This is a genomic window from Chromohalobacter sp. HP20-39 (genome assembly GCF_033052815.1).
GTDB lineage: Bacteria > Pseudomonadota > Gammaproteobacteria > Pseudomonadales > Halomonadaceae > Chromohalobacter.
The window spans coordinates 90,612-115,989 of sequence record NZ_JAWHTP010000003.1 but is presented as its reverse complement, the minus strand read 5'-3'; the positions used below and the strand labels follow the sequence as shown (position 1 = coordinate 115,989).

General features: G+C 59.7%; 43 protein-coding genes. 23 read left to right on the top strand and 20 right to left on the bottom strand.

Annotated elements, in window-relative coordinates:
* Position 1 precedes the first annotated feature (1 nt).
* The 17 genes from RVY79_RS07070 to RVY79_RS06990 all read right to left on the bottom strand — a co-directional run bounded on the left by RVY79_RS07070 (position 2) and on the right by RVY79_RS06990 (position 7,360).
* On the bottom strand, positions 2–286 hold the full coding sequence (locus tag RVY79_RS07070; RefSeq protein WP_317463391.1) for a hypothetical protein: 285 nt from the start codon (positions 284–286) through the stop codon (positions 2–4).
* 108 nt (positions 287–394) lie between these two features.
* A complete protein-coding gene (locus tag RVY79_RS07065; protein ID WP_317463390.1) occupies positions 395–1,012 on the bottom strand; it encodes a hypothetical protein in 618 nt (205 codons plus the stop codon).
* 71 nt (positions 1,013–1,083) lie between these two features.
* Entirely contained in the window at positions 1,084–1,440 is a 357-nt protein-coding gene (locus tag RVY79_RS07060) for a hypothetical protein (RefSeq protein ID WP_317463389.1), read from the bottom strand.
* Entirely contained in the window at positions 1,437–1,817 is a 381-nt protein-coding gene (locus RVY79_RS07055) for a hypothetical protein (RefSeq protein WP_317463387.1), read from the bottom strand. Before RVY79_RS07055 ends, RVY79_RS07060 begins: the two co-directional genes overlap by 4 nt.
* A complete protein-coding gene (locus RVY79_RS07050) occupies positions 1,817–1,999 on the bottom strand; it encodes a hypothetical protein (protein ID WP_317463385.1) in 183 nt (60 codons plus the stop codon). The genes RVY79_RS07055 and RVY79_RS07050 overlap by 1 nt, the downstream gene beginning before the upstream one ends.
* A complete protein-coding gene (locus RVY79_RS07045; RefSeq protein ID WP_317463383.1) occupies positions 1,996–2,418 on the bottom strand; it encodes a DUF968 domain-containing protein in 423 nt (140 codons plus the stop codon). Before RVY79_RS07045 ends, RVY79_RS07050 begins: the two co-directional genes overlap by 4 nt.
* The gene (locus tag RVY79_RS07040) at positions 2,415–2,885 is read right to left on the bottom strand and encodes a hypothetical protein (RefSeq protein WP_317463382.1); all 471 of its coding nucleotides are present in this window, start codon (positions 2,883–2,885) and stop codon (positions 2,415–2,417) included. Before RVY79_RS07040 ends, RVY79_RS07045 begins: the two co-directional genes overlap by 4 nt.
* Positions 2,882–3,130: a hypothetical protein gene (locus RVY79_RS07035; RefSeq protein ID WP_317463381.1), complete on the bottom strand. Its 249-nt coding sequence runs from the start codon at positions 3,128–3,130 to the stop codon at positions 2,882–2,884. The genes RVY79_RS07040 and RVY79_RS07035 overlap by 4 nt, the downstream gene beginning before the upstream one ends.
* Positions 3,127–3,387, bottom strand: a complete 261-nt coding sequence (locus tag RVY79_RS07030) for a hypothetical protein (RefSeq protein WP_317463380.1) — start codon at positions 3,385–3,387, stop codon at positions 3,127–3,129. Before RVY79_RS07030 ends, RVY79_RS07035 begins: the two co-directional genes overlap by 4 nt.
* A complete protein-coding gene (locus tag RVY79_RS07025; protein ID WP_317463379.1) occupies positions 3,384–3,632 on the bottom strand; it encodes a hypothetical protein in 249 nt (82 codons plus the stop codon). Before RVY79_RS07025 ends, RVY79_RS07030 begins: the two co-directional genes overlap by 4 nt.
* A complete protein-coding gene (locus RVY79_RS07020; protein ID WP_317463377.1) occupies positions 3,629–3,937 on the bottom strand; it encodes a hypothetical protein in 309 nt (102 codons plus the stop codon). Before RVY79_RS07020 ends, RVY79_RS07025 begins: the two co-directional genes overlap by 4 nt.
* Positions 3,937–4,152, bottom strand: a complete 216-nt coding sequence (locus tag RVY79_RS07015) for a hypothetical protein (protein WP_277810659.1) — start codon at positions 4,150–4,152, stop codon at positions 3,937–3,939. Before RVY79_RS07015 ends, RVY79_RS07020 begins: the two co-directional genes overlap by 1 nt.
* Position 4,153: 1 nt before the next feature.
* The gene (gene dnaB, locus RVY79_RS07010; RefSeq protein WP_317463375.1) at positions 4,154–5,542 is read right to left on the bottom strand and encodes a replicative DNA helicase; all 1,389 of its coding nucleotides are present in this window, start codon (positions 5,540–5,542) and stop codon (positions 4,154–4,156) included.
* Entirely contained in the window at positions 5,539–6,366 is an 828-nt protein-coding gene (locus tag RVY79_RS07005) for a replication protein (RefSeq protein WP_277810657.1), read from the bottom strand. The genes dnaB and RVY79_RS07005 overlap by 4 nt, the downstream gene beginning before the upstream one ends.
* A 198-nt stretch (positions 6,367–6,564) precedes the next feature.
* A complete protein-coding gene (locus RVY79_RS07000; protein WP_317463374.1) occupies positions 6,565–6,777 on the bottom strand; it encodes a hypothetical protein in 213 nt (70 codons plus the stop codon).
* 19 nt (positions 6,778–6,796) lie between these two features.
* Positions 6,797–7,123 carry a hypothetical protein gene (locus RVY79_RS06995; protein WP_317463373.1) on the bottom strand — a complete coding sequence of 109 codons (327 nt, stop codon included), beginning with the start codon at positions 7,121–7,123 and terminating at the stop codon, positions 6,797–6,799.
* Positions 7,124–7,180: 57 nt separating this feature from the next.
* The gene (locus RVY79_RS06990) at positions 7,181–7,360 is read right to left on the bottom strand and encodes a Cro/CI family transcriptional regulator (RefSeq protein WP_178998759.1); all 180 of its coding nucleotides are present in this window, start codon (positions 7,358–7,360) and stop codon (positions 7,181–7,183) included.
* Between the two features lie 84 nt (positions 7,361–7,444).
* Between RVY79_RS06990 and RVY79_RS06985 the strand changes: the two genes are divergently transcribed.
* The 21 genes from RVY79_RS06985 (at position 7,445) to RVY79_RS06885 (ending at position 19,454) form a co-directional block, all read left to right on the top strand.
* Positions 7,445–8,116, top strand: coding sequence for a LexA family protein (locus tag RVY79_RS06985; protein ID WP_178998760.1), 672 nt, complete (start codon positions 7,445–7,447; stop codon positions 8,114–8,116).
* A 64-nt stretch (positions 8,117–8,180) separates the two neighbouring features.
* A complete protein-coding gene (locus tag RVY79_RS06980; RefSeq protein WP_317463371.1) occupies positions 8,181–8,549 on the top strand; it encodes a hypothetical protein in 369 nt (122 codons plus the stop codon).
* On the top strand, positions 8,549–8,854 hold the full coding sequence (locus tag RVY79_RS06975; protein ID WP_317463370.1) for a hypothetical protein: 306 nt from the start codon (positions 8,549–8,551) through the stop codon (positions 8,852–8,854). The genes RVY79_RS06980 and RVY79_RS06975 overlap by 1 nt, the downstream gene beginning before the upstream one ends.
* A 513-nt stretch (positions 8,855–9,367) precedes the next feature.
* The gene (locus tag RVY79_RS06970; RefSeq protein ID WP_317463369.1) at positions 9,368–9,577 is read left to right on the top strand and encodes a hypothetical protein; all 210 of its coding nucleotides are present in this window, start codon (positions 9,368–9,370) and stop codon (positions 9,575–9,577) included.
* 584 nt (positions 9,578–10,161) lie between these two features.
* Positions 10,162–10,326, top strand: coding sequence for a hypothetical protein (locus RVY79_RS06965; protein ID WP_317463368.1), 165 nt, complete (start codon positions 10,162–10,164; stop codon positions 10,324–10,326).
* Positions 10,323–10,553 (top strand): hypothetical protein, encoded by a 231-nt coding sequence (locus tag RVY79_RS06960; RefSeq protein ID WP_317463367.1) that lies wholly within the window; start codon positions 10,323–10,325, stop codon positions 10,551–10,553. The genes RVY79_RS06965 and RVY79_RS06960 overlap by 4 nt, the downstream gene beginning before the upstream one ends.
* Before the next feature lies 1 nt (position 10,554).
* Positions 10,555–10,929 (top strand): hypothetical protein, encoded by a 375-nt coding sequence (locus RVY79_RS06955; RefSeq protein WP_317463366.1) that lies wholly within the window; start codon positions 10,555–10,557, stop codon positions 10,927–10,929.
* 1 nt (position 10,930) lies between these two features.
* Positions 10,931–11,245, top strand: a complete 315-nt coding sequence (locus RVY79_RS06950) for a hypothetical protein (protein ID WP_317463364.1) — start codon at positions 10,931–10,933, stop codon at positions 11,243–11,245.
* 128 nt (positions 11,246–11,373) lie between these two features.
* Positions 11,374–12,081: a recombinase RecT gene (locus tag RVY79_RS06945; protein ID WP_317463363.1), complete on the top strand. Its 708-nt coding sequence runs from the start codon at positions 11,374–11,376 to the stop codon at positions 12,079–12,081.
* Positions 12,078–13,751, top strand: coding sequence for a lambda-exonuclease family protein (locus RVY79_RS06940; RefSeq protein ID WP_317463362.1), 1,674 nt, complete (start codon positions 12,078–12,080; stop codon positions 13,749–13,751). Before RVY79_RS06945 ends, RVY79_RS06940 begins: the two co-directional genes overlap by 4 nt.
* Before the next feature lie 9 nt (positions 13,752–13,760).
* Positions 13,761–14,156: a hypothetical protein gene (locus RVY79_RS06935; protein ID WP_317463361.1), complete on the top strand. Its 396-nt coding sequence runs from the start codon at positions 13,761–13,763 to the stop codon at positions 14,154–14,156.
* 203 nt (positions 14,157–14,359) lie between these two features.
* Positions 14,360–15,739 (top strand): DEAD/DEAH box helicase, encoded by a 1,380-nt coding sequence (locus RVY79_RS06930; RefSeq protein WP_317463360.1) that lies wholly within the window; start codon positions 14,360–14,362, stop codon positions 15,737–15,739.
* A 10-nt stretch (positions 15,740–15,749) separates the two neighbouring features.
* Positions 15,750–16,634 (top strand): DNA-methyltransferase, encoded by an 885-nt coding sequence (locus tag RVY79_RS06925; protein WP_317463359.1) that lies wholly within the window; start codon positions 15,750–15,752, stop codon positions 16,632–16,634.
* A gap of 12 nt (positions 16,635–16,646) precedes the next feature.
* Positions 16,647–17,123, top strand: a complete 477-nt coding sequence (locus RVY79_RS06920; RefSeq protein WP_317463358.1) for a hypothetical protein — start codon at positions 16,647–16,649, stop codon at positions 17,121–17,123.
* Complete coding sequence (locus RVY79_RS06915; RefSeq protein WP_317463356.1) at positions 17,120–17,443, top strand: hypothetical protein; 324 nt, start codon at positions 17,120–17,122, stop codon at positions 17,441–17,443. Before RVY79_RS06920 ends, RVY79_RS06915 begins: the two co-directional genes overlap by 4 nt.
* Before the next feature lie 260 nt (positions 17,444–17,703).
* The gene (locus tag RVY79_RS06910; protein ID WP_317463354.1) at positions 17,704–18,105 is read left to right on the top strand and encodes a hypothetical protein; all 402 of its coding nucleotides are present in this window, start codon (positions 17,704–17,706) and stop codon (positions 18,103–18,105) included.
* On the top strand, positions 18,102–18,260 hold the full coding sequence (locus RVY79_RS06905) for a hypothetical protein (RefSeq protein ID WP_317463352.1): 159 nt from the start codon (positions 18,102–18,104) through the stop codon (positions 18,258–18,260). Before RVY79_RS06910 ends, RVY79_RS06905 begins: the two co-directional genes overlap by 4 nt.
* 57 nt (positions 18,261–18,317) lie before the next feature.
* On the top strand, positions 18,318–18,632 hold the full coding sequence (locus RVY79_RS06900; RefSeq protein WP_317463350.1) for a hypothetical protein: 315 nt from the start codon (positions 18,318–18,320) through the stop codon (positions 18,630–18,632).
* Between the two features lies 1 nt (position 18,633).
* Positions 18,634–18,837: a hypothetical protein gene (locus tag RVY79_RS06895; protein ID WP_317463348.1), complete on the top strand. Its 204-nt coding sequence runs from the start codon at positions 18,634–18,636 to the stop codon at positions 18,835–18,837.
* Entirely contained in the window at positions 18,834–19,187 is a 354-nt protein-coding gene (locus tag RVY79_RS06890; RefSeq protein WP_317463347.1) for a hypothetical protein, read from the top strand. The genes RVY79_RS06895 and RVY79_RS06890 overlap by 4 nt, the downstream gene beginning before the upstream one ends.
* A gap of 81 nt (positions 19,188–19,268) precedes the next feature.
* Positions 19,269–19,454: a helix-turn-helix transcriptional regulator gene (locus RVY79_RS06885; RefSeq protein ID WP_317463346.1), complete on the top strand. Its 186-nt coding sequence runs from the start codon at positions 19,269–19,271 to the stop codon at positions 19,452–19,454.
* Here RVY79_RS06885 and RVY79_RS06880 read toward each other — a convergent pair.
* Positions 19,433–20,629, bottom strand: coding sequence for a tyrosine-type recombinase/integrase (locus RVY79_RS06880; protein ID WP_317463344.1), 1,197 nt, complete (start codon positions 20,627–20,629; stop codon positions 19,433–19,435). The genes RVY79_RS06885 and RVY79_RS06880 overlap by 22 nt on opposite strands.
* Before the next feature lie 545 nt (positions 20,630–21,174).
* Here RVY79_RS06880 and RVY79_RS06875 point away from each other — a divergent pair.
* Positions 21,175–21,318 carry a hypothetical protein gene (locus RVY79_RS06875; protein WP_166638284.1) on the top strand — a complete coding sequence of 48 codons (144 nt, stop codon included), beginning with the start codon at positions 21,175–21,177 and terminating at the stop codon, positions 21,316–21,318.
* Between the two features lie 69 nt (positions 21,319–21,387).
* Here the strand turns inward: RVY79_RS06875 and trpE are convergent, their stop codons facing one another.
* Positions 21,388–22,875: an anthranilate synthase component I gene (gene trpE, locus RVY79_RS06870; RefSeq protein WP_317463899.1), complete on the bottom strand. Its 1,488-nt coding sequence runs from the start codon at positions 22,873–22,875 to the stop codon at positions 21,388–21,390.
* Between the two features lie 227 nt (positions 22,876–23,102).
* Positions 23,103–23,774, bottom strand: coding sequence for a phosphoglycolate phosphatase (locus tag RVY79_RS06865; RefSeq protein WP_317463343.1), 672 nt, complete (start codon positions 23,772–23,774; stop codon positions 23,103–23,105).
* 265 nt (positions 23,775–24,039) lie between these two features.
* On the opposite strand from RVY79_RS06865, the gene RVY79_RS06860 reads away from it, so the two are divergent.
* Positions 24,040–25,338 carry an NAD(P)/FAD-dependent oxidoreductase gene (locus RVY79_RS06860; protein WP_317463341.1) on the top strand — a complete coding sequence of 433 codons (1,299 nt, stop codon included), beginning with the start codon at positions 24,040–24,042 and terminating at the stop codon, positions 25,336–25,338.
* Positions 25,339–25,378: the final 40 nt, after the last annotated feature.

The window sequence follows — 25,378 nt, the reverse complement described above, 5'->3', positions numbered from 1 at the left end:
ATTATTCGGAATCGGCTGCGGCGATCTTCATGCCGTGGGCAATTGCGTTCTGCTCATCGAAAACACCGCCGGCTTCGCTCAGGAATTCCAGTTGGCCCTCCAGGTCTGCTTCAGTGATGTCGCCATCAGCGGCATCTCTTGCAGCTTCCCATGCATATTGACCGGCGAGCATGTCGGAAGTGAACTCGACACCTTCCATGCCTTCGCAAGTGCCTTCGTTGACGTACTCGACGACTTGCTCGAGTGAAGTGGCGTTGGCGATGGCGTTGCTGAGGTAAGTAGTCATGATATCAATCTCTCTTTAGAGGCGGGTCGAGCCGATCTCGAACCCTGTGATATGAATCTTAGTTCGCGGTTGCGAACAAGTCAAGAAAGAATTTACTCCGACCTTCGTCTAAGCCGCCACTGCTACCAACGCCGCCACCGGCGCCAGGCACTCGCACTCCCAGCTATCGACGATGCACAGTGCATGCTCCCAGACATTGCCCCATGTTGCCCGATCCCGGCGTGACCAGAACCGTGTTTCGATCTCGACACCATATTCGTCGGACATCCAACGCTGGACGGCACGTGGCGTCTGTAGCCCCTGGCGCTGATATGGCCATGTCACCTGGCCGTGGTGATAGAGCGCTGCGCAGCACAGGTAACGCAGCGTGTTGTGCATGTCAGCAGTCGGTCGGCCGCTGCCCTGCCCTGGCAGTCGGACGCCGCTGGCCAGCATCTGACGATACAGAGCGATCTCCACCGTTTCCCGAATCTCGTCGAGCTCATCCCGCGTAAACGGCCCGAACAGGTACAGCGCCGTTGCGTGCAAATGCGGCGGCAATGACTCGACGGCACCGATCACCGCACCGGCCTCGAGCCCATTCACGATACGCCAGTCGTTGTTGTTGCGTTTCGTGTGCTGAACCTGGGCACCAAGCTGTGCTATCTCCGACGCCCCCGCCATTACGCTGCCGTGTTGCGCCTGATATGCCTGGAATATCATGGATCTTGCAGAGTCGTAGCGCATGCCGTTGCCTTCTGTTGCCCTGTTTCGTTTCACTGTTTCATTCAGCGTTGCATTCGTTGCCTATTGCCCTGCTATTCCGCCGCTTTGGCGCGCTGGTGAACTATCATCATGACCAGTCCGGCGGACAGCAGAATGGCCGGCAGAGCGAAGTATCCGTGGAAGATCAGCCATATCAGTCCGCCAAAGCTGATTACCCGCGTAACCCAATTGAGCCAACGTGGCGGATTTTTGTATGGGCTCGGCTTGTCTTCACTACACAGGGCGAAAATCGCTACAACCAGCATGATTATCGCGCAGCACCACAGGTAGAAAGCGGTCAAGTTGTGCAGGCCACCCTCGATAACCGGATGGGACCAGATGGCAGCGTATGAGCTGTACGCAAACACATAGACCCAGACGGGTGTCGGCTTCTTCTCAGTCGCTTTCATGCTGCTGCATCCTCTACTCTAATGATCTCTACCCACGTTCCTGTCTCTGCTTTCCGGTCGATCTCTGCCGGCTCATGGATCACACGCCGCACATGCTCGTCGGTGTCGTCGGTCAGCACGCCCGCCTTGACCAGGGCATCCTCGAGCAGCTTGGCGCTCATGCTGTTGTTGCTCGTGTCACGCCGGCGGACGCCTTTGCCGAGCCGGGGCCGGAACACGAGGTCTACCCGACCCTGTACCGGCTGGATGCCGGCGGCACGAACGGCAGCCAGCGTGGCCATGCAAGCCTCGTCCTTGGCCTTCTTCCGCTTCGCCCAGTGGACGCCGGCATAGATGGCGTTGGTGCTAGGCCCCAGGTACTCGACGAACAAGCGCATCAGTCGCCCTCCATCTGGTGGAAATTTTGGGCAACCAGCTCATTGGCTACTACGCGCGCCGCTTGGTCGAAGTCATATCCCGCAATGGCCATCCGGTCGCCATCGTGCTCGCTTTCGGCTTGATCAAGCTCTGATTTAGCTTTCGCCAGATGCTGCCCGGCTTTGGATGTGATCATGATCATGCCGCCCGCTCCCTCTCATCGATGAACGCCAGCACCTCGCGTAGCGCCTGACGGGTTTCGTCGTCGAACTGCTGCACCCCCAGCGCAATCGTGTGGCGCAGCCAGTGGGGCTGGTGTTTTAGCCAGCCCGGCTCGCGATGCAGATCCATATGGCACGCCCGGCACAATGGCATTGCCATGCTGTCCTCGGCTTTCAGACCCATGCCGCCGACGCCGTACATGCCAACCATGTGGTGAGCGTCACACGGTGAAACGCCGCAGGCGCAACACGGCAGCGTGCGCACCCACGCCAAATAGGCCGGCGAGCGGAAGCGGGTATCGCTTACCTTTCGCTTTGGCGCCGTGCGCTTCTCACGCTTACGGTTCATCGGCGCCTTGGCGCGGAGCGGTGCCTTGCGCTTAATTTCGGATCTCTTCATGCCGCCTGCGCCTCCCGATATTCTTCGTAGACAGCCAGCGCAGGTTCACTCCACTGGATATCGAGGTCGGTGCCAGCGGCATACAGGAACTCAATAAACGCGCCCGCCTCGGCTTTACGAAACTTGGTCGTGGTCGGGCGCACATAAACCGGCTCTTTGCTACGCCAGTCCCATACACGCTCGCCAGGATTGGCCAGCGGCGTGCCCGCCTCTTCCATTTCTGTTGCGAACTGGTTGACTAGAACGGCTTTAACGCCGTCGAACGAATACCCACGGAACGCCTGATGATGGATGTCAGAAATCATGGCGTGGAATTTCGCGTTTTGGCTTATCTCGCGCCCTGGCCGACGTAGAACGATTTCGATGGCACCTGCCTCAAGCCCCTTGCCGCCCACGCGTTCTAGCCATGCTTTGGCAGTCTGGAATTCACCGATGTCGGCAGCGCGGAATGTCAGCTCTTTGCTCATGGGCCCTCCACGACTTCGATCAGCAGCGGTATGTAGCGGTCAGGAATAGGGCGATTACCGCTCTTCCAGCGACTGATGCTTGACGATGGGACGGCTGCCTTTTCGGCGATGGCGGTATAGCTGCCAAGGATTTTGCGCGCCTGCTCGAGCAACTCACGGCGCCATGTTTGGTCAGCTATGCGCGGCGCTTGTTTCAAAGCGTCAGTCGGGCGTTTGCGGCCCAGCTCATAAGGGGTTAATTTCATGCCGCTGACCCTCCCTGCACCAGCTCATACCGCACGCCGTCCGGGTCGTCGTGTTCGAGGATTTCATAGCCCAGGTCGCGCAGGCGCTTGAGCGACACAGCGAAAGCGGCGCTATCCATCTGGTACCGGTGGTGCATCTCGATGTCGTGCGCGATCTCGCCGATGGTCGGCTCGGCCTGACGCATCAGGACGCCCAGCACCTCCATGGGTAGATCGAATTCGGGCCGACAGCCTGGGAATTGGGTTACGTTGCTCATGCGGCCTCCCCTGCTTGCTGCTTGCGATATTCGGCGTCGTACGACCATGAGGGCGTCACGATCTCCAGCGCCCCAGCCGGATTTCCGGCAACACGAGCGACGCGGTAGCGGCCCAGGCCAGCGGAGAAAATACCGTAGCGGCGTCCAGTGATCTCGGCGCGATCCTCGGCCATGCGCAATGCGTGGCCGGCGTCATCAGTGAACGATGATCGGCGGCGGCAGTTTGTCGGGATGGGCTTCATCACGCAGCACCCCCTGAGTCGTCGCCACTGCCTGACATCATCAGGTACTGGTGGGGCCTAGTACCGACGGCGCCCGGCTTCTCCCGGCTTGCAATCGTCACGCCGTGGCCACGCAGCTCGCGGATCCGCGCCGAGATCGCGGCATGGCTATCCATACGCTCGAAGCGCTCGAGGATGGCGTCGCCGATTTCATGGAGTTGTAGCCAGCCTGGGGCGTCTCGCATCACCAGGTAGACGCGCCCCAGTTGGCTTTTCGGGTTGTCCAGGCGCCGGTTTCGGCGCGGTGTCAGCTCGGTAACGGTTCCCATTAAGCAGCCCTCCCAATCAACCAGTTGACGACGCGGTTCCATACGCCGGGATTCGCTCGGCGACGGAGAAAATCCACATCAACTCCATGCGGCTGGCCATCAATTTCAACCAGAACCTCGCCGGTGGAGAAGAAATAACGAAGCGGAACGATGCCTTGGCGCCTCAGCGCCTCGAGTTCCCGTGGCTTGAATACGCTGGTGGCTGGAATGCTCATGTCATATATCCGCCATGGCCGAGCGCTTCCCCGGCTTGGGTTGAGGTTTGGAGGCGTCTATCATCTGCCCGACAGTCTCGTGGTCCAGGTCATCGAACCTGGCATTCGCCAATTTCGCCTGGGCGTAAACCGTTCCGATATCGCCTTCGCGCTGTTTTCCGATGATGATTTCGGCCACGCCTTGGGTGAGCGTGTCTTCCGGGTGGTAAACCTCGTTGCGGTAGAGGAATAAAATCAGGTCGGCGTCCTGCTCTAGAGACCCTGACTCGCGGAGGTCGGACATCATCGGGCGTTTGTCAGAGCGGCTCTCCAGTCCACGGTTGAGCTGCGAGAGTGCCACGACAGGGCAACCTAGCTCCTTGGCCAGTAACTTCATGGAGCGACTCATCTCGGAAACTTCCTGTTCGCGGCTGCCATGCTTTCCATCAGGCCGCATCAGTTGCATGTAATCGACCATGACGACGCCAAGTTCGCCGTAGTGATCCCGCCAACGCTTAGCCGCGCCACGGAGCTGGCTCGGCGTCATGCCGGCACGGTCATCGACGATTAGGGGAGCGTCCTTGAGGGATTGCACAGACAGGGCCAGCTTCGGCCAGTGCTCATCATTCATGTGGGTGCGAGGGTCGCGTATCGCCTGCAGCGGCAGGTTTCCAATGGCAGCCGCCATGCGGTTGCGTAACGCCCTACGGTCCATCTCCATTGAGAAAATCACCGCTGGCTTCTGACCCTGAACGCAACAAGCGCGAAGAATGTTAAGTGCGAAAGCCGTTTTGCCCGACGCAGGACGGCCGCCGACGAGGATCAGCTGCCCCGGATGCATACCCATCGTGCGGCGGTCCAGATCTTTCAAGCCGAACGACAACCCCATCGCATCTTGCTCGCCACTCCACTTGCGATCGATCTCATCGAGCATGTCGCCCAGCTCGCTACTCATCGGCCCCGCCTGGTCCGCATCTGCACGAATAAGCCGCGACATGCGGCCCTGGGCGTCATCGACCACAGTCAACAGCGGACGATTCTTATCGCGCGCCATGCCGTCGATGCACACCAGTTCATCCAACAACCGGCGCCGTGCGGACAGGTCGGCAACGATTTCGGCGTAGGTCCCCGCGTTATTGGCGCTGGGCGTATTCCGAGCAATCTCCGCCAGATAGGCAAGACCGCCCACGTCGCCGCTGGTATGGTCAAGCTCCAGGCGTTCATCGACAGTAACGATATCCACGGCTTGGCCAGCGTTGCGCAGGCGCGTCATCGCCGACCAGATAACCCCGTGCTCCAGGGCGGAAAAATCGCGATGAGTGATCACGTCGGCGAGACGGTCGATCAAGACGTTTTCCATCAGGCAGGCGCCGATGACGCTCTGCTCGGCCTCATGGCTGTACAGGCTCATGCCTCACCCCCGTCGTGATAAGAGAGCTCCATGATTTTTACGAAGTTTTCTCGTTTTACGGCCCACGCCAGCTTGAACCAGTGGTTATCGCTCATCAGAAATTCTGATTTGCGCAGGAAACGGAAGAACTTACCCCACCAGGCGATGCCTTCCTCGCGGGTGGTGTACAACGGTTTACCAGTGCGCTCGTGCTTGATCGTGAATCCGGCTTTCCAGCGCGCAGCCAGGTGGCGGGCTCGCTCAGTTCCCTGCCAGAGGTTTTTGGAGTGCTGAGGCTTTTCAGGCATGATCTCGGCCCAAAGGTCGAGGATCTCCTCGTGTGGGCAATTGGGGAGCTTAGAGCTGGACTTCTCGTTGCTCGGCGAATCGCGTTCCGGTTCACCGGTACGCTCTCCCTCGTTAGAGGGAGGGGTTATGTCTTTCCTGTCTTTCGGTGTATCCCCATTTTGGGGTGACTCAGATACCCCATTTTGGGGTGACTTACCCCAATCTGGATCGGCTTTCCGTTTTGGGGTAACTCGCTTCTTCTGGGCGGTGAAATCCCACTGATCGACATCCTTGTTGATGCGCACCGGAGAGCGCCCACCGCCATTCCGGATCAGCACCCGCTTACGGATGAGCCCGTTCAACGTCTCGGAGCACTTACCCTCGGACATGCCGGTCATCTCGCTAATAACGGAAGCGGCGATCCAGTCTTCGGGCTTGTTCCAGCCATAGGTCATGCGCTCGACGACACGGACCACGCGCGCTTCCCGGCTGGTTAACGGCGAGCGCGCGAAGGCTTCCACAAGAGCGTTCGCCGTCCGGGTAAATCCGTCCTCCACTTGGATGCTCCTGCCAGTCCTATCAGGCCCTGGCGATTGGGCGTCATCACGACGCTCACGGTACTGTTCAAGCTCTGCGACATTTGCCATAATTCACCTATCACTTGCGTGATCTGAAACCCGCCGGCTCCCCAGCCATCAGGCGGGTTTTTTCGTGTCCGGTAGACCTGCTAGGCCCTCGTATCGGAACAGCCGGACTTACGCCCGGCCGCCCTTCACTACCCTCAGCTCAGGCACCGCCCGTCCCTGCTTCCGCAGCGCATAGAGCTGTCCCTGAACGTCATCCAGGCAGCGCTCGAGCATTACGTCAGCGACGGGCATGCCGCGCGTCGCCGCTTCATTGCATGCGTTGTGCTGGGCATCGTCAGACATCAGCGCGAACGCCTGGCTGAGTGTTTCGCGATCAATCATCGCGGACTCCTTGGCCCTGTTAGGCCGTGTCACGTTTGTCGATACTGGTGTCGGATAGGCTTCGTTCGGCCATGCCGGCCAGCAATTGCGCCAGCTCTTGCCGATCGGCCTCATCGGTCGGCGCGCCGCTGGCCAGGCGCTCGATCAATTGGTGACGCCGCTGGCGAGCGACTTCCATGCCGAGTAATGCGTACTCGCGCACGGCGGGCGCCAGCTTGCCGCCAAAATGCATTGCCGCCTCTTGCTCGATTTCCTCGATCTCGGCATCGGTAAAGCGCGGCTTCACCAGATTCCGGAGCTGCTGCTCCTCAGGCTTGTGGCGACGATCTGTGAGGTACGAAAGCATGTGTAGGTCCTTCTTCAGTTGCGGTCTCGCGGCCTTCACAGGCAGGCGGCTGGTAAATCATGCAGCGACGGGCTCGGCGACCTTGAGATCACCCTTGGTTAGACGTTCAAGCTCGTACTGGCGCCGCACAGGGACGCTGTCGCCCCACTGGGTTATGGCTGATGGGGAAAGCCCCAGCGCGCGCGCCAGCTCGATCTTCTTTCCGCCGAAATATTCAATTGCATCTGAGGTTTTCATGAGCCCCTCCCTTTCGCCGAATTTAAGCATACTGAATTCATATCTACAAGCATGCTTAACCCTCACTGTTTTAAGCTCGCTTAAATGAAAATCACCGAACGCATCGAACTGGCCATCAAGAACAGCGGCATGACGAGGTCTGCCATCGCCAAGCTGTGCGGGGTCTCGCCATCGGCAGTGACGCAGTGGCTGAATGCCGACACGAACGCCCCGAAGGCGGACAACTTGCTCAAGCTGGCAAGGGCTACAGGCGTGTCCTACACGTGGCTCATTGACGGGAAGGGGGAGATGCTTGAGCTCAACGAGCCGTCAGCGAAGTACTCAGTTGAGGAGTTGGCGCCCGGTCCAGAAATGCTCAGCCAAGTACCCGAGATATCCTGGATACAGGCGGGAAGCTTCACCGAAATATGTTTCGTCGATCTCGATCCTGAGAGCACCAACTGGTACCCGAGGCCACCGAATTGCGGGCCCAACACCTACGCGCTCAAGGTTGTCGGCGAAAGCATGCTCGACAAATATCCACCTGGTCGCATCATTTTCGTCGATCCCGATGTGCCGCCCGAGTCTGGCGATGACGTGATTGCGATCATGACCGAAACCGGAGAGGCGACGTTTAAGCGCTACATCGAAGATCCTGGTGCTGGCCGCATGCTTAAGGCGGTGAACTCGGCGCTAAGGGATCCATACATAACGATCAACGGCAATTGCAAGGTTCAGGGTGTCGTCATGGCCCAGATGGAGATGAGGCAGCGCTAAATCTGCTATATTGAATAGACCCGACCTAGAGCGGGCCAAGACATAAAGGGGACTGAAGATGATCATGAAAACATTCGCCGCCCTCTTCCTGGGCGTGAGCCTTGCCACCCTGAGCGCCACAGCCAGCGCCGGCTGCACCGGCACTGGCAGCTTTAAGAGTTGCTATGACGCCCAGTCCGGCAATAGCTACAGCGTTCAAAAGATTGGCAATCAGACGTATACCAGGGGGCATAACTCCAGCACGGGATCGAGCTGGAACCAGACCAGCCAGCGAATCGGTAACACCACCTACCATAACGGCATGAGCGCCGACGGCGGCTCGTGGAGTGGCACATCCACTCAGATCGGCGACACCACCTATCACAACGGCATGGACTCCAGCGGCAATCCCTACTCAGGGACCACGAACTGCGGCATTATGGGATGCGACTGATGAAGGCCTTTCCTATTGCAGCCTTGGTTTTTGCGTCCACCATATTCGCACAGTCAGGACTCGCCGAAGCTGAAGCCGGCAGGTACCAACTTGTTGATGTCACTTACCAGTTCGTCAATATCAAAGGGGAAGAATACCAGCTTCCTGCTTTGATCCTTCTGGATACCAGCACGGGCGATATGAAGGTCTGCAGCTCTGGCCAGTATCCTGGCGAAGTTCTGGGGAGGGACAAGGATAAGAGCTACCAAATGAGGTCGTGCAACGAGAGCTTCGAGTCGGTCATAGAGCTGCCCGGAACTTCATAGCCTCTCTGAAACCAACCTTCTAGCCCGCCCATCGAGGCGGGTTTTTTGTGGTCAACAGTTAAGCATTCTGAAATTATTTTAGTGAACCGCTTGACCTTGGATTTAAGCATGCTTAAAGTAAATACCAACACGACGCAATACCCGGCCCTACCAGGCCGATGCTCTTTAACAATGCAAATCCCAGCCGCCCGTAGCGTGGAGAGCGCGAGAGGTCGCTGGGAGTACGCCAGGCCAAGGCTGTCGAAATATTGGCAAAAATACCGCGCGTCGCATTGCGGCGTGTATGCAGGCCAGGGCGATAACCAAGCCCGCGATGAGGCCGCCGGACGTCTGTAACCGGCAAACGGCCCGCCCCTGAGCGAGATCAGGGGCCATCGGGTAGCTGCCTGATGCGCGCATCCATTGAGCGAATCCCGCCGGGCTTCATGCGCGGCAACGCGATGATCGGAAGCGGGACGGCTCATGGCCGTTACGGTCAGGCGGCTACCCGATGCACAACGACAGGAGAGCACGATGGATCAAGAGCTGCGGGGCCTCGTCATGGAGCTAGGACGATGGCCAAGGAACGGCACGGAAGCAAAGCGGCTTCTTGAAGGTTCCGGCTGGTTCTACATGCCGAAGACCGGGGCCGTGAAGAACAACGCCACGCGCCGCGTGGTTCACAAACCTGAGTGGCAGGCAGAGCGCCGCCAGCTCGAATCACAAGTCGCGCCCCGGGCGTAGAGGAGGAGAGGTGCGAAACATTCGATGGAGGCTTGCGGGCTGGGTCAACGACAAGGCGCTAGACGCAAAGACAGAGCCGGCCGCCAGGGCCCTTGAGTGGCTTTACGAGAGGATTATCTGAGCACCACGCGATCGCCTCCGCCTGGGCTGAGAATACAGGCGGCATCGGTGAGGGTTCGGCGAAATGACGGAAAGCCACGCCGAAAAGGCAGGCGGAGTCGCAGTACCCGAGCCCTCCCCGATGCGATGAGTTGCTCAGTAGCGATGAGCAGTGTCTGTGAATTGGCGTTCCCGCACGCGGCTCTACAGCCGATCATGCCAGAGAGTCGCAAGCCGGAATGAGCTGCCGGCCATCGCATCCCTAATTCCCTGCGTGAGCCGTCACTCGGCTCTTTGCCCGCCACCCTGGCGGGCATTTTTTATTCCGAGAGGTGAGTCATGGAAAACACGACGCCGATCACAAAGCATGAACAGAGAATGAAAGACGATAACCGCGCGTCATCTATCTACTCCCGTCGCCGTGACATTGAGCGCTGGCACGAACAGCGGCGCGTCGAGCGCGAGACACGGGAGGTATACGAGACATGAGCGCTAGATATATCGCCCAGCAGCCCCGCAACGGTCGCCTGACGCCGCGCTGCGACCTGCCCGGCTCACCGTTCGGCAGCAAGCGCCAAGCCCAGAGAGCGGCGCACAAGGCGGGCATCGAGAGCCCGAAGATCACCACCGTTTCCCGGAGATCATCATGATCGCTATCAAAGAAGGCGCCGTGACACGGCTCGTACACGAAGACACTCGCGTTATCGACATCGACCCGCATCAGCGCCCGGTATACCGGCGCATACCGCTCGCACGGCGCAGCGAGGTGGACAAGGCGGCAACGCCTGAGGATGTCCGCAATGGAAAGCGTGCGGCCGCATACGCCGAGCGCCTCAACGGCGTAAAGCCTGCTCATCTTCAAATCTGGAGCGCATGACATGAGCGACACAATGCTTTTGGGCGTGCTGCGCATGCCCGTCGACGATCATGGTGACATACACCTGATGCAGCTCATTGAAAGAGCCAGAGAGGCGGCAGATCGCATTGAGGTTGACGCCAAGGTGATAGCCGAGGAGCGCAAACGTGCAGACGCACTGGCTGCGCATGTGGATAAGCTACATGACTTCTTTCGAACTGCACCCATAGGGAGTGGCGTGTGCATGTGCGGCGATGAAATAGCCACACATGCCGATCCGATGAGTTGCGGACATAGCCCGGTGGATGAGGTCGAGTATCACGCTGATTGTTTGATGAATGAAGCGCCCGAAACAAGCCTCCCGACTGATAGCTGCCAACCAACCAGGAGCGTGTGATATGCCGCATGACATCGACATTACCCGTGACGACATCGTGACAGCGCTGCATCAGCGCGGATCGTACGGCTACGAATCGCCGGACGGCTACCGGATGGTGGAGCTCAAGGATGCCACCGAGGCGCTGATGGAGCGCGACGATGCCGCCGAGCTGATGACCGCACTATTCGAGTCGCTCAACGGATGGTCGACATCGAAGCCTGCCCGCGTTGATGCTGCAGTCAAGGAATGGGAGTACGAGGTCGAAGAGATCGCCGACCGAGTGCTAGGCGATTTGTACCGTTGGCGCCTGCCCTACTACCGCCGTACTGCATAAAGAAGCCCGCCACTAGGGACAACTGGTGGCGGGCCGGACGATCCACGCGAATGAATCAAGACGGAGAATAGCACATGAATTCGGTAACCCGGCAATCGGGAAGCGGCTTCGCCATGCAGCCCAACAGCATGAGCGAGGCCATGGAAATGGCTCAGATGCTGTCAAGCAGCCAGATGGTCCCGCAGAACTACCAGCAGAAGCCTCAAGACACGCTGGTCGCCATGATGATGGGGTCGGAGCTTGGCCTAAACCCGATTCAGGCTCTGCAAAACATCGCCGTCATCAACGGCAAGCCGGCCATCTACGGCGATGCCTTGCTGGCCCTGGTGCAGAGCCATCCGGCATTCGGCGGCCACGAGGAATCGTTCGACGATTCCAGCATGACTGCCACTTGCACCGTGTGGCGCAAGGGAGACGCCAAGCCGCACACCGTCACATTCAGCAAAGGCGACGCCGAGCGCGCCAAGCTGTGGGGCAAAGCTGGCCCCTGGCAGACCTACCCCAAACGCATGCTGATGTGGCGGGCTCGCGGCTACGCGTTGCGCGACAAGTTCGCCGACGCCCTGGGCGGCCTGATCACCGTCGAGGAGGCGCGCGACATTCCCGCCGAGCGCGAGATCAATCCGGCGAATAACCAGGCCCAACCTCCAGCACAGTCGGCGATTGAGCACTACCCGGACGCCGACTTCGAGAAGAACTTCCCGGCATGGAAAGACTGGATCGAAGCCGGAAAACGAACGCCGGAGCAGGTCATCAACATGGTCAGCAGCAAGGCACCGCTGACCGATGAACAGAAACAGCATATCCGCGACATCACATCGGAGGATGCGGCATGAAGATTCTCGACGTTATCCAGGGCACTCAGGAATGGCACGACGCTCGCGCCGACCATTTCACCGCAAGCGAGGCCCCGGCAATGGCTGGGGTAAGCAAATACCAGAGCCGTGCCGAGCTGCTCAAGCTGAAATACACCGGCGTCGCCGAGGAAGTCACCGCTGCCCAGCAACGACTATTCGACAAAGGGCATGCCGCCGAGGCGTCGGCCCGGCCCATCGCCGAAGAAATCATCGGCGAGGATCTCTACCCGGTTACCGGCGAATCCGACGAACACCCGCACCTGCTGGCCAGCCTGGACGGCTGCACCATGCTCGAGGACGTCATCTTCGAGCACAAGCTGTGGAACGAGAGCCTGGCAGCCGCGGTGCAGGCCAACGATCTGCCCGAACACTACAAGGTGCAAATGGATCAGCAGTTGCTCGTCAGCGGTGCCGAGCGATGCCTGTTCATGTGTAGCGACGGCACGCGGGGAAACGCTGCATGGTGTTGGTACGAGCCAGATCAGAAGCGCTTCGATGCCCTGCTTGCTGGCTGGAATCAGTTCCGCGCAGACTTGGAGGCCTACCAGCCCACCGAGCAGACCGTCGCCCCTCAGGGCGAAGCGCCCGAGGCGCTGCCAGAGCTCAAGATCGACCTTGCCGGCGCCGTCCAGGCCAGCAACCTGCCGGACTTCAAGGCCCGGGCCATGGCTATGATCGAGGGCATCAAAACCACGCTCACCACCGACAAGGACTTCGCCGACGCTGAATCCACGGTCAAGTTCCTGCAGAAAGGCGAGAAGCAACTCAAAGACAGCAAGCAGGCGGCGCTCCAGCAGACGGCAAGCATTGCCGAACTGTTCGACACCATCGACGAGCTGACTGAGAACATGCGCCAGAAGCGCTTGAAGCTGGAGAAGCTGGTCAAGGCCGAGAAGGACAACCGCCGCAACGACATCGAGCGCAAGGCTGAACAGGCCTATGACGCCCACCTCGAAAGCATCCAGAAGGAACTCGAGACCGCCTGCCCCTGGCCGCTGCGCTTCCCGGCACCCAAGCCGGGCATCCGCGAGGCCATGAAGGGCAAGCGCACCATGACCAGCTTGCAGGATGCCGCCGACACTGCTGTCGCCAACGCCAAGATCCAGGCCGACGAAGCGGCGCGGCAAATCCGGACCAGCATCGACACACTCAAGCACGAAGCCGAGGGTTTTGAGTCGCTGTTCGCCGACGGTGGTCAGCTCGTCTGCGACAAGGCGCCCGAAGATCTTCGCAACCTGGCTCATTCACGCATTGCTGAGCACAAGGAAGCCGAACAGAAACGGCAGGACGCCGAGCGCGAACGCATCCGCCGGGAGGAAGAAGCCAAGGCGCAAGCAGAGGCCGATAAGCGCGCGCGCGAAGCGGCAGCGACGGCCCAAGACGATCCGGTTATTCAGACTCACAGCCCGAGCCAGGGGGAGCCTGGATATCGCAAGCCGCTTGACACCAGCCGCATCGCTGACGCTGCCGAGCGTGGCGCCGCGCTCAAATCGGCCCGGGATGTCGCTCCACCCGAGACAGTCGAAATCCCGCGCAAGGAATACGACGCTCTCCTGGAAGCCCGCGCCAAGCTCGATGCCCTGGAAGCGGCAGGCGTGGACAACTGGAGTGGCTACGACGACGCCATGGCGGCGCTGAAAGCCGCATAGGAGTATGCGATGGCTAGCAACCGAGAGTGGACCACACGCGAAATAGCTATCGTCCGGCACGGCTATTCGCAAGGGGTGCCGGTAAAGATTCTGGCTTCCCGCGTTAACCGCACAGAGCCAGCAGTAAGGATCAAGGCTCGCCAGATCGGGCTTTTACATCCGACGCACTCAAGCCGCCAAGCCATCGCCAATTTCGAAGCGCGTCACGGAAGGTCGATACGCGACATGGCCCGCGAGTACCGCGACATGCGGCTATCTCGCACAGCCCTGGCGCATGACATAGGGATTGAGCGGAAGGCGTTGCGCGAGGCGCTGGGACACGACCTGTGGCATTCATGGCCACACATGACAATCGGGCGCATTGACGCCATACGAGAGCGGCGACCGCCAAAGATCGCCAACTGATTTAGCCCAGGCCAGGGTGGCGCTAATAACCCGGCCAGCCCGTCGCCGCCACCTCCTCTCGCCATCCACTGGGTGTGAGCCAGTGGGCGCGATCACCGCCATACGCGGCAGGCGGAGGACGGGCCGTGCGCCGAGACGAGATAGCGGCATCAGAACATCAACGAGCCCCGGCAATGCCGGGGCTTTTTTATGGGATATCACCAATGAACGTCGAGTATCTCGATTTCGTTAAGAGCAAGACCAAGCACGACCAGCCGAGCGGCTTCGAGTGCGCCGACATTGGTTTCGGCGGCCTGCCGCTCAAGGGTTTTCAGGTCCACATTGTGCGCTGGGCGCTGCGCCGTGGCCGAGCGGCCATATTTGCCAACACAGGCATGGGGAAAACCGCCATGCAAGTGACATGGGCGGGGCATGTCGCCGAGCAAGCCGGCCTCCCGGTGCTGATCGCCGCGCCGCTGTGCGTGGCTCGACAGACCCAGCAGGAAGCGAGCAAGTTCGGCGTCCATGTCGAATACGTGCGAGACATGCCGGCGACGCCGGACGGGGTCTACGTCACCAACTACGAGATGTTGGATAATTTCGACCCCGAGGCTTTCGCCGGCATCGTGCTGGACGAGTCGAGCATCCTAAAGAACCGCGACGGCAAGACCCGCCGCAAGATCATCGACGATTGGAAAGCCTGCCCTTACCGGCTTTCATGCACGGCCACTCCGTCGCCCAACGATCACATGGAGCTCGGCAACCAGGCCGAATTCCTGGGAATCATGGGCATGGACGAGATGCTGGCCATGTTCTTCACCCACGACGGCGGCGACACCAGCAAGTGGCGCCTCAAGGGGCACGGCGCCAAGCGATTCTGGCAGTGGCTGGCGTCCTGGGCAGTGACTATCCGGCTGCCGTCTGACATCGGATTCGAGGACGACGGCTACATCCTTCCGACCCTGCACACCCACGAGCATCTGGTGGCCAGCGAGTACGGCGACGACATGTTCACGTCTATCGCGCAGAGCCTCAGCGAGCGCCGTCAGGCCAAGAAAGAAACGCTTGATCAGCGCGTGGCCAAGGTCGCCGAGATTGTCGCGCAGGAACCCGCCGAGCCATGGCTGGTGTGGTGCCACACCAACGACGAGTCGGAGGCCCTGGCCAAGTCGATCCTCGGCGCCGTAGAGGTTCGCGGCAGCGACAGCATTGAGCGCAAAGAGCAGGCCATCAACGGATTCCTCGATGGCAGCGTCCAGACTCTGGTGACGAAGCCTTCTATAGCGGGGATGGGCTTGAACCTGCAGCACTGCGCCCGTATGGCCTTTGTTGGCCTCGATGACTCGTTCGAGCAGATGTATCAGGCGGTGCGCCGCTGCTGGCGATTCGGCCAAGGTCGAGAAGTGCACAGCCACATCGTCAGCGCCGAGAGCCTCGGGGCCATCAAGCACAACGTCGAACGCAAAGAACGCCAGATGGAGGACATGCAAGCCGCCATGGTCGAGCACATGCGCGATGCCATGGACGCCGGCCAGGCTGCCGCCATCGAGAAAACCGACTATAACCCCACCGTTGATATGACGCTGCCCGCCTGGGTGGCATAAGGAGCTGACCATGCAAGGCAAGGTCTTGAATCAGGAGCTGAGCGCCGACTGGGCCATGTACCACGGCGACTGCGTTCACGTCATCGGCCAGATGCCGAACGACAGCATTGATTACACAATTTTCTCCCCGCCGTTTTCCCAGCTTTACGTTTATTCGAACAGCGACTTCGACATGGGAAACGTGCAAAGCGATGAGGAGTTCAGCGAGCAGTTCCGCTTCCTTGTCCAAGAGCTGATGCGCGTCACCAAGCCGGGCAGGCTTCTCTCTTTTCATGTGATGAACCTGCCGGCATCCAAGGTGCGAGACGGCTACATCGGCCTCAAGGACTTCCGCGGCGAGCTGATCAAGGCGTTCATCGCCGAGGGCTGGATATTCCACTCGGAGGTCTGCATCTGGAAGGACCCGGTGACCGCCATGCAGCGCACCAAAGCGCTCGGGCTGCTGCACAAGCAGATCAAGAAAGACAGCGCCATGAGCCGCCAGGGCATCCCCGATTACCTGGTCACCATGCGCAAGCCGGGCGAGAACCCCAATCCTGTCAGCCACACCAATGAGACATTCCCTGTCGAGCGGTGGCAGCGCTACGCCTCGCCGGTGTGGATGGATATCAACCCCAGCCGCACCCTGCAGTACCGCGAGGGCCGCGACCCGGACGACGAGCGCCATATTGCGCCGCTGCAACTCGACGTCATCGAGCGCGCCATCGATCTCTGGACCAATCCCGGAGACACCGTGCTGAGCCCGTTCGGCGGCATCGGCAGCGAGCCAGTGAGCGCCATCAAGATGGGCCGCAAGGCCGTCGCCGTCGAACTCAAGGAGAGCTACTGGAGACTGGCCCTCAAGAACCTGCACGACGCTGAGCAGGAGCCGGTCGATATGTTCGCCCACGCATAGAAAGGAGGATTCATGGCCCGATACGCAGAAAACACGTCGGTCTCCAGCGAGCGAAGCCGCGCCGAGATCGAGCAGACACTTTCCCGCTACGGCGCCGACGGCTTCATGTACGGATGGGACGGCGGCACTGCCGTCCTAGCGTTCCAGATGCACGGCCGGCGCATCCGGTTTGATCTGACCATGCCCGACCGCAACAGCGAGGAATTCACGACAACCGAAACCGGTCGGGAGCGAGCACCCGCCCAAGCCGCGAAGGCGTGGGAGCAAGCCTGCCGCCAGCGGTGGCGCGCCCTCGCCCTGGTCATCAAAGCCAAGCTCGAGGCCGTCGAGTCCGGCATCACGATGTTCGAAGAAGAGTTCCTCGCCCACATCGTCCTGCCCAACGGCGGCACGGTCGGCTGCTGGATGCTGCCGCAAGTCGAACGCTCATACGAATCCGGGCAGATGCCGCCGCTACTGCCTGGGCCAGACGACAGGGGTGACTCATGACAGATCTCGCAGTAACGCCCGAGGAAGACGAAGAGTTCGCGCAACTCGCTCAACGTTACGAAGAGCGGATGAATGAAAACGGACTGCTGGCAGACAGCCTGGAGAGCGCGCACAAGCGGAACGAACAGCTCGAAAGCCAGGTATTGCAACTATCGACGCAACTGAAATACGCCGAAGCCAAGATGGCCAAGGCCGAATCACAGCACAAGGCATTGGTCAGCTTGCTGGAAACGGTGGCCACCGAAGTGCAGATGAAGAACGGATACCTGGGCGTTGAAACATCGGCGCGGGTGATGAGAGCGATTCAGGGAGGTGAGTGATGAAACTTATCCGCCGTCTATTTCGTTTGCACCACTGGCGCTATACCCATCGCTCGGGTGCGGAGCGAGAGTGCCGCGTATGCGGCGCCATGGAGTCTCAATACATTGCATGGGTAACACCTAAAACGAGCCCATGGTGGGAAACGATACACGAAGGTGATACGTCAATTAGCCCATGCGGCGGGCGGTGGTTTAAACCGCCTATGTACGGATTAGATTCAGGGAGGTGAGGTATGACTGAGTACGCAGAGCGTGACCTTATGGATCTCGACCGCGGTGGCCACTATTGCCGCCACGTCAGCGCCATGACCGGCGAAGACCTCCACAGCAAAAGCGCCATTGCTGCCGAGTTGGCGTATCGAGATATTCAGATCGAAGCCTTGTCGGCGCATGTTGAGCACCTAGATGATCTTCGCAGGAACGTAATTGAGGCTATTCGCGATGACAGATTCGAGGATCTGGATGTCAGCTTCTATCGCGACGATATGCAGCCACCCAAACCGAAAACCAGCCTCGCCCGCCGCGATGCGCGGATGAAGGCCGAGGCGCTTGAGGAAATGGCAAGCGCTATGCGTCGCGCCAGCCGCGAGTTTCTCACCGAGGAGGAGCTTAACGTAACCGCCGAAGACTACCGCCGCCAGGCCGAGGGAGGTGACACATGATAGCCACTTCCTTGCTACTCGCCGCCGCCATTGTTGCTGGCCTGCGCGTCTCCTACCAGACAGGAAAAGCCCACGGATTTATCGAGGGACTCCAGGTCATGGAAGAGGTGGAGTGCGGGCGCCTTGTCGGGACGCAGAATAAGCGCAACGAGTGATCGCAGAATAGCATGATATTTAGACGTGATCGGTGAATGAAGCGATAGGAGGTTGTGATGAGTGAGCGTGAAGCGGGCTGGTATTGGGTGAAGACCCCTGACGGTGAGGATTGTTGCGCACGATATGATGCAGAGCGCAAAAAACGTGGCGTAAAGCCGTGGCTGTTTGCGGGAATGTCGTTTGATGATGACACATGGACGGAAATCGGCCCTCGCATCCCGGCGCCCGACGAGCCTTGGCAGTGCGTGCCGGTGGAGCAAACAGACAGAATGTACAAGCTAATGTATTGGCACATGGTGTCATGTGGTGGGAGTCTGCGTGATCTTTGGAAGGAAGCGCTAGCCGCCGCACCCAAGCCGGGAGGTGAGTGACATGAATAATCGCTACCAAGTTGAGCAGTGGCCGCCGCCATCAAAAAGCGGAATGAGCACAGGGGAAATAAAGGCCGGATGCAAGGTGACCGATATGAAAACCGGTAACAGCTATTGCTGCAATATTTATAGAAGCCAGCACCTCAACCGAGAGGCGTGTATATACAATCTTGAAAATCAGCCCGATCAGGAGGGGGTGCAATGACCAAAGTATGCAGAAAGCACGAAAACAAGCCGGCCATCATCTACGGCCAATGCATTGGCTGCGAAGTCGAGAAACTGCGCGAGGTCGAGCGACTGGCCCGCACCTTCGCCAACGCCAAGGGCCGCTATCACTCGCAGCAAGCCATGTGCGATCTGCTCCATCATTTCGGTAAGCCGTGCGTGCGTCCGAGCAATGAGGAGCCAAAAATCGCGCCGGAAGCCTGGATGTACCAGCACGAAGAAACAGGGCAGATCGGCTTTGTAGACCAATGGCAGATCGACAACGGATTCGAGAAGCATAACCCAAGGCTGCATGTCATCTGCCCGCTGTATCGGCACCCGCCATCGTGAGGATGTCGCGTTTCGCGACGCCCCAACGCAATTTGCACGATCACGACCGCCGACGGCGGTTTTCTTGTATCTGGAGGATGTATGGCAAACGAGCGATTGCTACCTTTGCCCGAACTGGAGCGAAAGGTAGGCTTCAAGCACACGAAGATTTACCAGCTAATTCGTGATGGCGTTTTCCCCGCCGGAAAGATGATTCAAGGCAAGCGCCTGTGGCGCGAGACTGAAATCGACGCATGGATAGAGCGTCAATGGGCCTCCGCATCCTGACCGCGCAAGCTGTCTATGTAATCCCCCCACCACTGCAGCATTTCCCGCCGCTCTTTCATGTACTTCGCATGGTTGTAGGAGGCGCGCGTTTTGTTCGTGGAGACATGCGCCAACTGCCGCTCGATGGCATCTTCGCGCCACCCGTATTCGTTCATAATCGTGGACGCGGTGGCGCGGAAGCCATGGGTAGCGAAGGCCCCGCCGCCAAACCCCATCCGAGTAAGCGCGCCATTAATCGTCGTGTGATTTATCGGCTTGTTGGGGTGCTTCATCCCGGGCACCATTAGTTCCCTGCCGCCCGAATACGTCTTCATTTCTTCCAGTACCCTTATCGCCTGGCTTGAGAGAGGCACTGCGTGGTCGCGTTTGCGCTTCATGCTGCCGCGCGGAATGCGCCATATTTTCGCGTTAAAATCTACTTCACTCCAGCGGCCGCGACGCATTTCTATGCCGCGCACCATGGTGAAAATCAGCAATTCCGTGGCGAGCTGGGTCAGTCTGTAGCCGCCATATATCGGGATCTGGCCAAGCAGAAACCGCAACTGTTTCTCGGTGAGTGCGACCGCGTGCTTGACCTCGCCCCGCTTTACCGCCCCCTTGACGTACTCGGCGGGATCTTCCTTGGCTCGCAGCGTCAGGATGGCATAACGGAAGATGCCGCTGATCCACATGCGGACATTGATCGCTACGGTAGGTGCGCCGCGCTTGTCGATGCGCTGCAGTATCTCAAGTATTTCAGGCGCCCCAATGTCTCGAACCGGGAGCTTCCCCAGCGCCGGCAAAATCTCGTTATCAAGACTTCCCCTAACCTGGTCGCAGTAATAGTCCGACCACCCCGGCGAGCGGTCGGAGAACCACTCCTCCGCAATGGGCCCGAAGGTGTTGTCCCGAGAAATCCTTTCTTCACGGCTCTGGCGCGCAACCTCCTCTCGGGGATGGATGCCTTGGGCAATCAGCTTCCGAGCCCACTCGCGTTTTTCTCGCGCCTCCGCCAAACTGGTAGAGGGGTACTCCCCTGCTCCCCACATGTTCGCCTTACCATGCAGGCGGTAGCGCACGCGCCAATATTTCGCGCCATTGGGCTTTACCTCGAGGCAGAGCCCATGAGCATCGGCGAGACGGTAGATCTTTTCGCGGGGCTTGGCCTTGCGGGCCTTGGTATCGGATAACGGCATATCGTGTGAGTACAGTTGGGTTTACTCACAATCGTACTCACAAACGATGCGGCTTTGTAAGTCCTGATAAGGAAGGCTATGTACAGTTTCGGCGCAACGGTACCGAGCGCTTGTCGGGGAAGAGTCAGGTAGAGGAAGAATGCGGAGGGCGTTCACTGTTATCGATCATCAGCACGGACATGGCGATAACTTCCTATTCTTGCGGGATGTCGGATGGGCGACTGCGTCACATCGGTCGTTCGCCCGTATCGGTCTCGGTACTTCTATCCGCCATGCGGGGCCGATTGCCAGACATAAAAAATGCCGCCCACACGGCGGCATTTTTTAGTCGTCAGCGTGCCGCCCTTCGCTCAGAAGCGCCACCACTGAATAAAGCTATATGTCGATTCGATAGTCATATCTTGCATATTGCCGTTTGCAGTGAGGAAATGTCAATCGAGCTGAAAGCCGTCATAACCGAACAGACTTGATCTCGCGTGGCCTCGACGCCAGAACTACACTCAGAAGTAGCACTGATAAACGGTTTATATCCGTAGGGGGTATCGATGAAACGCATGATAGGCGCCGCCATTGCCAACTGGTTCCGTAAGCCCGAGAACCGCGAGAAGGCAAAGCGAACGGCCAAGCAAATGGCCGATAAGTATCAGAACCGCCGCAAGAAATCGTCCAACGACTCGTCTTCTCGCTAAGCGTGTCTTCCACGGCGCTACGTCATCACGCAGCGCCGCCATCCCGCATACGTATTACCTACAGCCACATCAACCCAGATTATCGAGGCCGCGCTCGGCCATCGCCACCGCACGGAAAAGCGCGCGGCCCTTGTTCAAGGTTTCCTGCCACTCTTGCTCAGGTACCGAATCGGCGACGATCCCCGCACCGGCCTGCACATGCAGTTGACCATCCTTGATGACCGCCGTGCGAATGGCGATGGCGGTATCCATGTTGCCGTGCCAGGAAAGATAACCGACCGCCCCGCCGTACACACCGCGTTTGACCGGCTCCAGCTCATCAAGAATCTGCAAGGCGCGGAATTTGGGCGCCCCGGAAAGCGTGCCCGCCGGGAAGGTGGCGCGCAGCACGTCGAGTGCCGACATACCGGGCTTCAGCTTGCCGGTCACATGAGAGACGATATGCATGACGTGCGAATAGCGCTCGATAGCCATGTTGTCGGTGACCTCGACCGAGCCGGTTTCGCTGATGCGCCCCACGTCGTTGCGGCCCAGGTCGATCAGCATCAGGTGCTCGGCGATTTCCTTGGGGTCGGCAAGCAACTCGGCCTCGAGCGCCTTGTCTTCCGCCTCGCTTTGGCCACGCACCCGCGTACCCGCGATGGGACGCACCGTGACCTCGCCGTCTTCCAGACGCGTGAGGATTTCCGGCGACGACCCGACCACATGATGATCGTCGAGGTTGAAGAAGAACATGTAGGGCGACGGATTGAGGCTGCGTAGCGCGCGATACAAATCCAGCGGCGCCGCGCGATACGGGATCGTCATGCGTTGCGAGGGCACGCATTGCATGACATCGCCGGCCAGTACGTATTCCTTGATCTGCTCGACCGCGTCCTTGAAGCCCGCCTCGGTAAACCCGGAGGTAAAATGCCCCTCTTCCACCGCCGGTCCACCGGTGCCGGGGCTGACGGTGTTGAGCGTGGCGCTGCGCAGCTTCATTTCCAGCGCTTCGAGACGCTCCAAGGCTCGCGGATAAGCATCCGTCGCGGCGGGATCGGCGTGCGTCCACAGCGTCAGACGTCCGGAAAGGTTATCGAAAACCACCAGTTCATCGCAGACCATCAGCAGGATGTCCGGCACCCCGATGGGGTCGGGCTTTTCCACGCCCCGCAGGCGCGGTTCGATATAGCGGATGGTGTCATGCCCGAAATAACCGACCAGGCCGCCATCGAAACGGGGTTGATCGTCAACCTGGGGCACCTTGAAGCGCGCCTGGAACTGCTCTATCCACGCCAGCGGGTCATCGACTTCGGTCACGCCGAGCACTTCACCGTCGGCGATATGACGTACCACCTGGCCGCGCACTTCGATGCGCTCGCGACTCGGCAAGCCGATGATCGAATAACGCCCCCATTTCTCGCCGCCCTGCACGGACTCGAGCAGGAAGGTCCAGGGCGCATCGGCCAACTTGAGATAAGTGGAAAGCGGCGTGTCGAGATCCGCGAGCACTTCGCGGGTCACGGGTATACGGTTATAGCCGGCTTGCGCCAGCTCGGTGAAGCGTTCGGGGGTCATCATGCCCTGCATTCCTTTGGTGAGAGTCTACGTCGTGACGAATTCGCACTTCCGCATGGGGCCGACACTCGGAGGAGTCGGCGAGCATCACCATCGCCAGCGTTTGACTTCGCGCATCAACGCATGGGCTCTACGCAATGAGGGGGCATCCAGGACCATTAAACGCTATCCGTTATAGCAGATGATTATCAAAGTCTTAGCGTAATAGACGCCAACATCGAAAAACACTAAACGAGTTCCCCCAGCGATTCAACCATGACATCCGGCTCGCTCGCGGCCACCGGTTCGCCGTGATTGTACCCGTATGGTACCGCCAATGTGCGAAAACCCGCCCGCCGACCGGCCTCTACGTCGTGCCGAGAATCCCCCACCATCAGGCATGCACTCGGCGCCACCTCGAGCCGGCTTGCTAGATGCAGCAGCGGCGCCGGATCGGGTTTCCTGGTCGACAATGCATCGCCACCCAAGGTCAGCGCAAAGTAATGCTCAAGGTCCAGGCATTCCAGAATAGGGGCGATGAACGCCGTCGGCTTGTTGGTGATAAGCCCCAATACCACATCGCGCGCCGCAAGCGCTTCGAGCGCCTCGCGAACACCGGGATAGACCTGCGTCAAGCGGCATGGCGCCTGCCGATAGTGCCGTAAAAAACCCTCGTGCGCGGCCTCGAGCTCCATGTCTTGCGCACCGACGGCATAAAGCGCTCGCTCGACGAGCTTGCGAGAACCGTTGCCGACCCAGCCCCTCACCGCCGCTTCCCCGACCTCGGGTAGCGCCAACTCGCAAAGCGCACCATCGACCGCCGCAGCGAGATCCGGAACGGAGTCGATCAGAGTCCCATCGAGATCGAAGACCGCAAGCCGAATGCCCTCGAGGGCGGGATGTATCGCGCTGGACGGCATATTCGTCTCCTTGAACCTGAAAGCGCCCACCATAATGCATGTAATATTACGCAAAAACTCGGCGTCGCGCGCCCCTCACGGTATTCTTGGTACACGAACAGCGTTATTCTATATAAAGACGTCGCCGACACTAGGCGCCATCGCCCTCCCGGCACGACACGCAAGTCATTGCCACTCCGCTTGCGTCTTGGCTGATCCATCGCGATGCCCCGACCCTGGCGACCCTTTTTCGCACCTTTTCAACGTTTCTTTTCCAGGAGTCTGTATGTCCACACCCCGCATCGTGGTGGTCGGTGGCGGCGCCGGCGGCCTCGAACTGGTGACACGCCTGGGGCGCAAGCTCGGCAAGCGCCAACGTGCCGAGATCGTGCTCGTCGACCGCAACTCGACCCATATCTGGAAACCCTTGCTGCATGAAGTAGCCACGGGCGTGCTCGACTCCAGCCTCGACGAAGTCTCCTATCAAGGTCATTCCAAGGCGCATGGTTACCGCTTCCAACGCGGCACGCTGAGTAATCTCGATCGTGACAATCGCACCATCACGCTGGCGCCGATCATCGACGACGACGGTGTCGTGATCCTCCCCGCCCGCACGATCGATTACGATTATCTGGTCATGGCACTGGGCAGTGTTTCCAACGACTTCGGCACCCCAGGCGTCGCCAAGCACTGCCACTTCATCGACAGCCCCGGGCAGGCCGAAAACTTCCGCCAGAACATGCTCAACACCTTCCTGCGTTACAGCGACCCCGAACGTCGAACCCATCCCAAGTTGAGCGTAGGCCTGGTAGGCGCCGGTGCCACCGGGGTCGAACTCGCCGCGGAGTTGATCGGTGCCTCGAAGATGCTGCACAGCTACGGCTTCACTGCCATGGACAGCGGCAAGCTTGAGATCCACCTGATCGAAGCGGCACCACGCATTCTACCGGCGCTCCCCGAACGCATCAGCCAGGCCGTGCATAAGGAACTGGAAAAGCTCGGCGTGCAGATCCACGTCGACACCCGCGTGACCTGCGCCGATGAACAAGGCTTCATCACCGCCGACGAAACGCGCATCGCCACCGATCTGAACGTCTGGGCGGCAGGGATTCGCGCACCGGCGTTTCTCTCCGAACTCGGCCTTGCCACCGAGCGCAATCATCAGCTCAAGGTACACCAGACGCTGCAGAGCCTCGATGACGAGCGCATCTTCGCCTTCGGCGATTGCGCCGCCTGCCCCCAGCCCGACGACACGCGTGTTCCGCCGCGCGCGCAAGCGGCCCACCAGCAGGCCACACTGCTTTATCGCAACCTGCGTGCGGCCATGGACGACAAGCCTCTCAAGCCCTTCGTGTTTCGCGACCGGGGCTCGTTGATCTCGCTGGCTCACTTCGATGCCGTGGGCAGCCTGATGCGAGGCGCCTCGGCGCGCAGCCTGTTCATCGAGGGTCGCCTGGCGAAGCTATTCTACGCCTCGCTCTATCGCATGCATCAGATGGCCATTCATGGCGTGGTCAAAACCGGTATGACCGTCGTCGTCGATGGCCTCAATCGCTACCTGCGCCCACGCATGAAGTTGCACTAATCTAGCCGGGCCACCATGATCGAGACACCGCCCAGCTCGC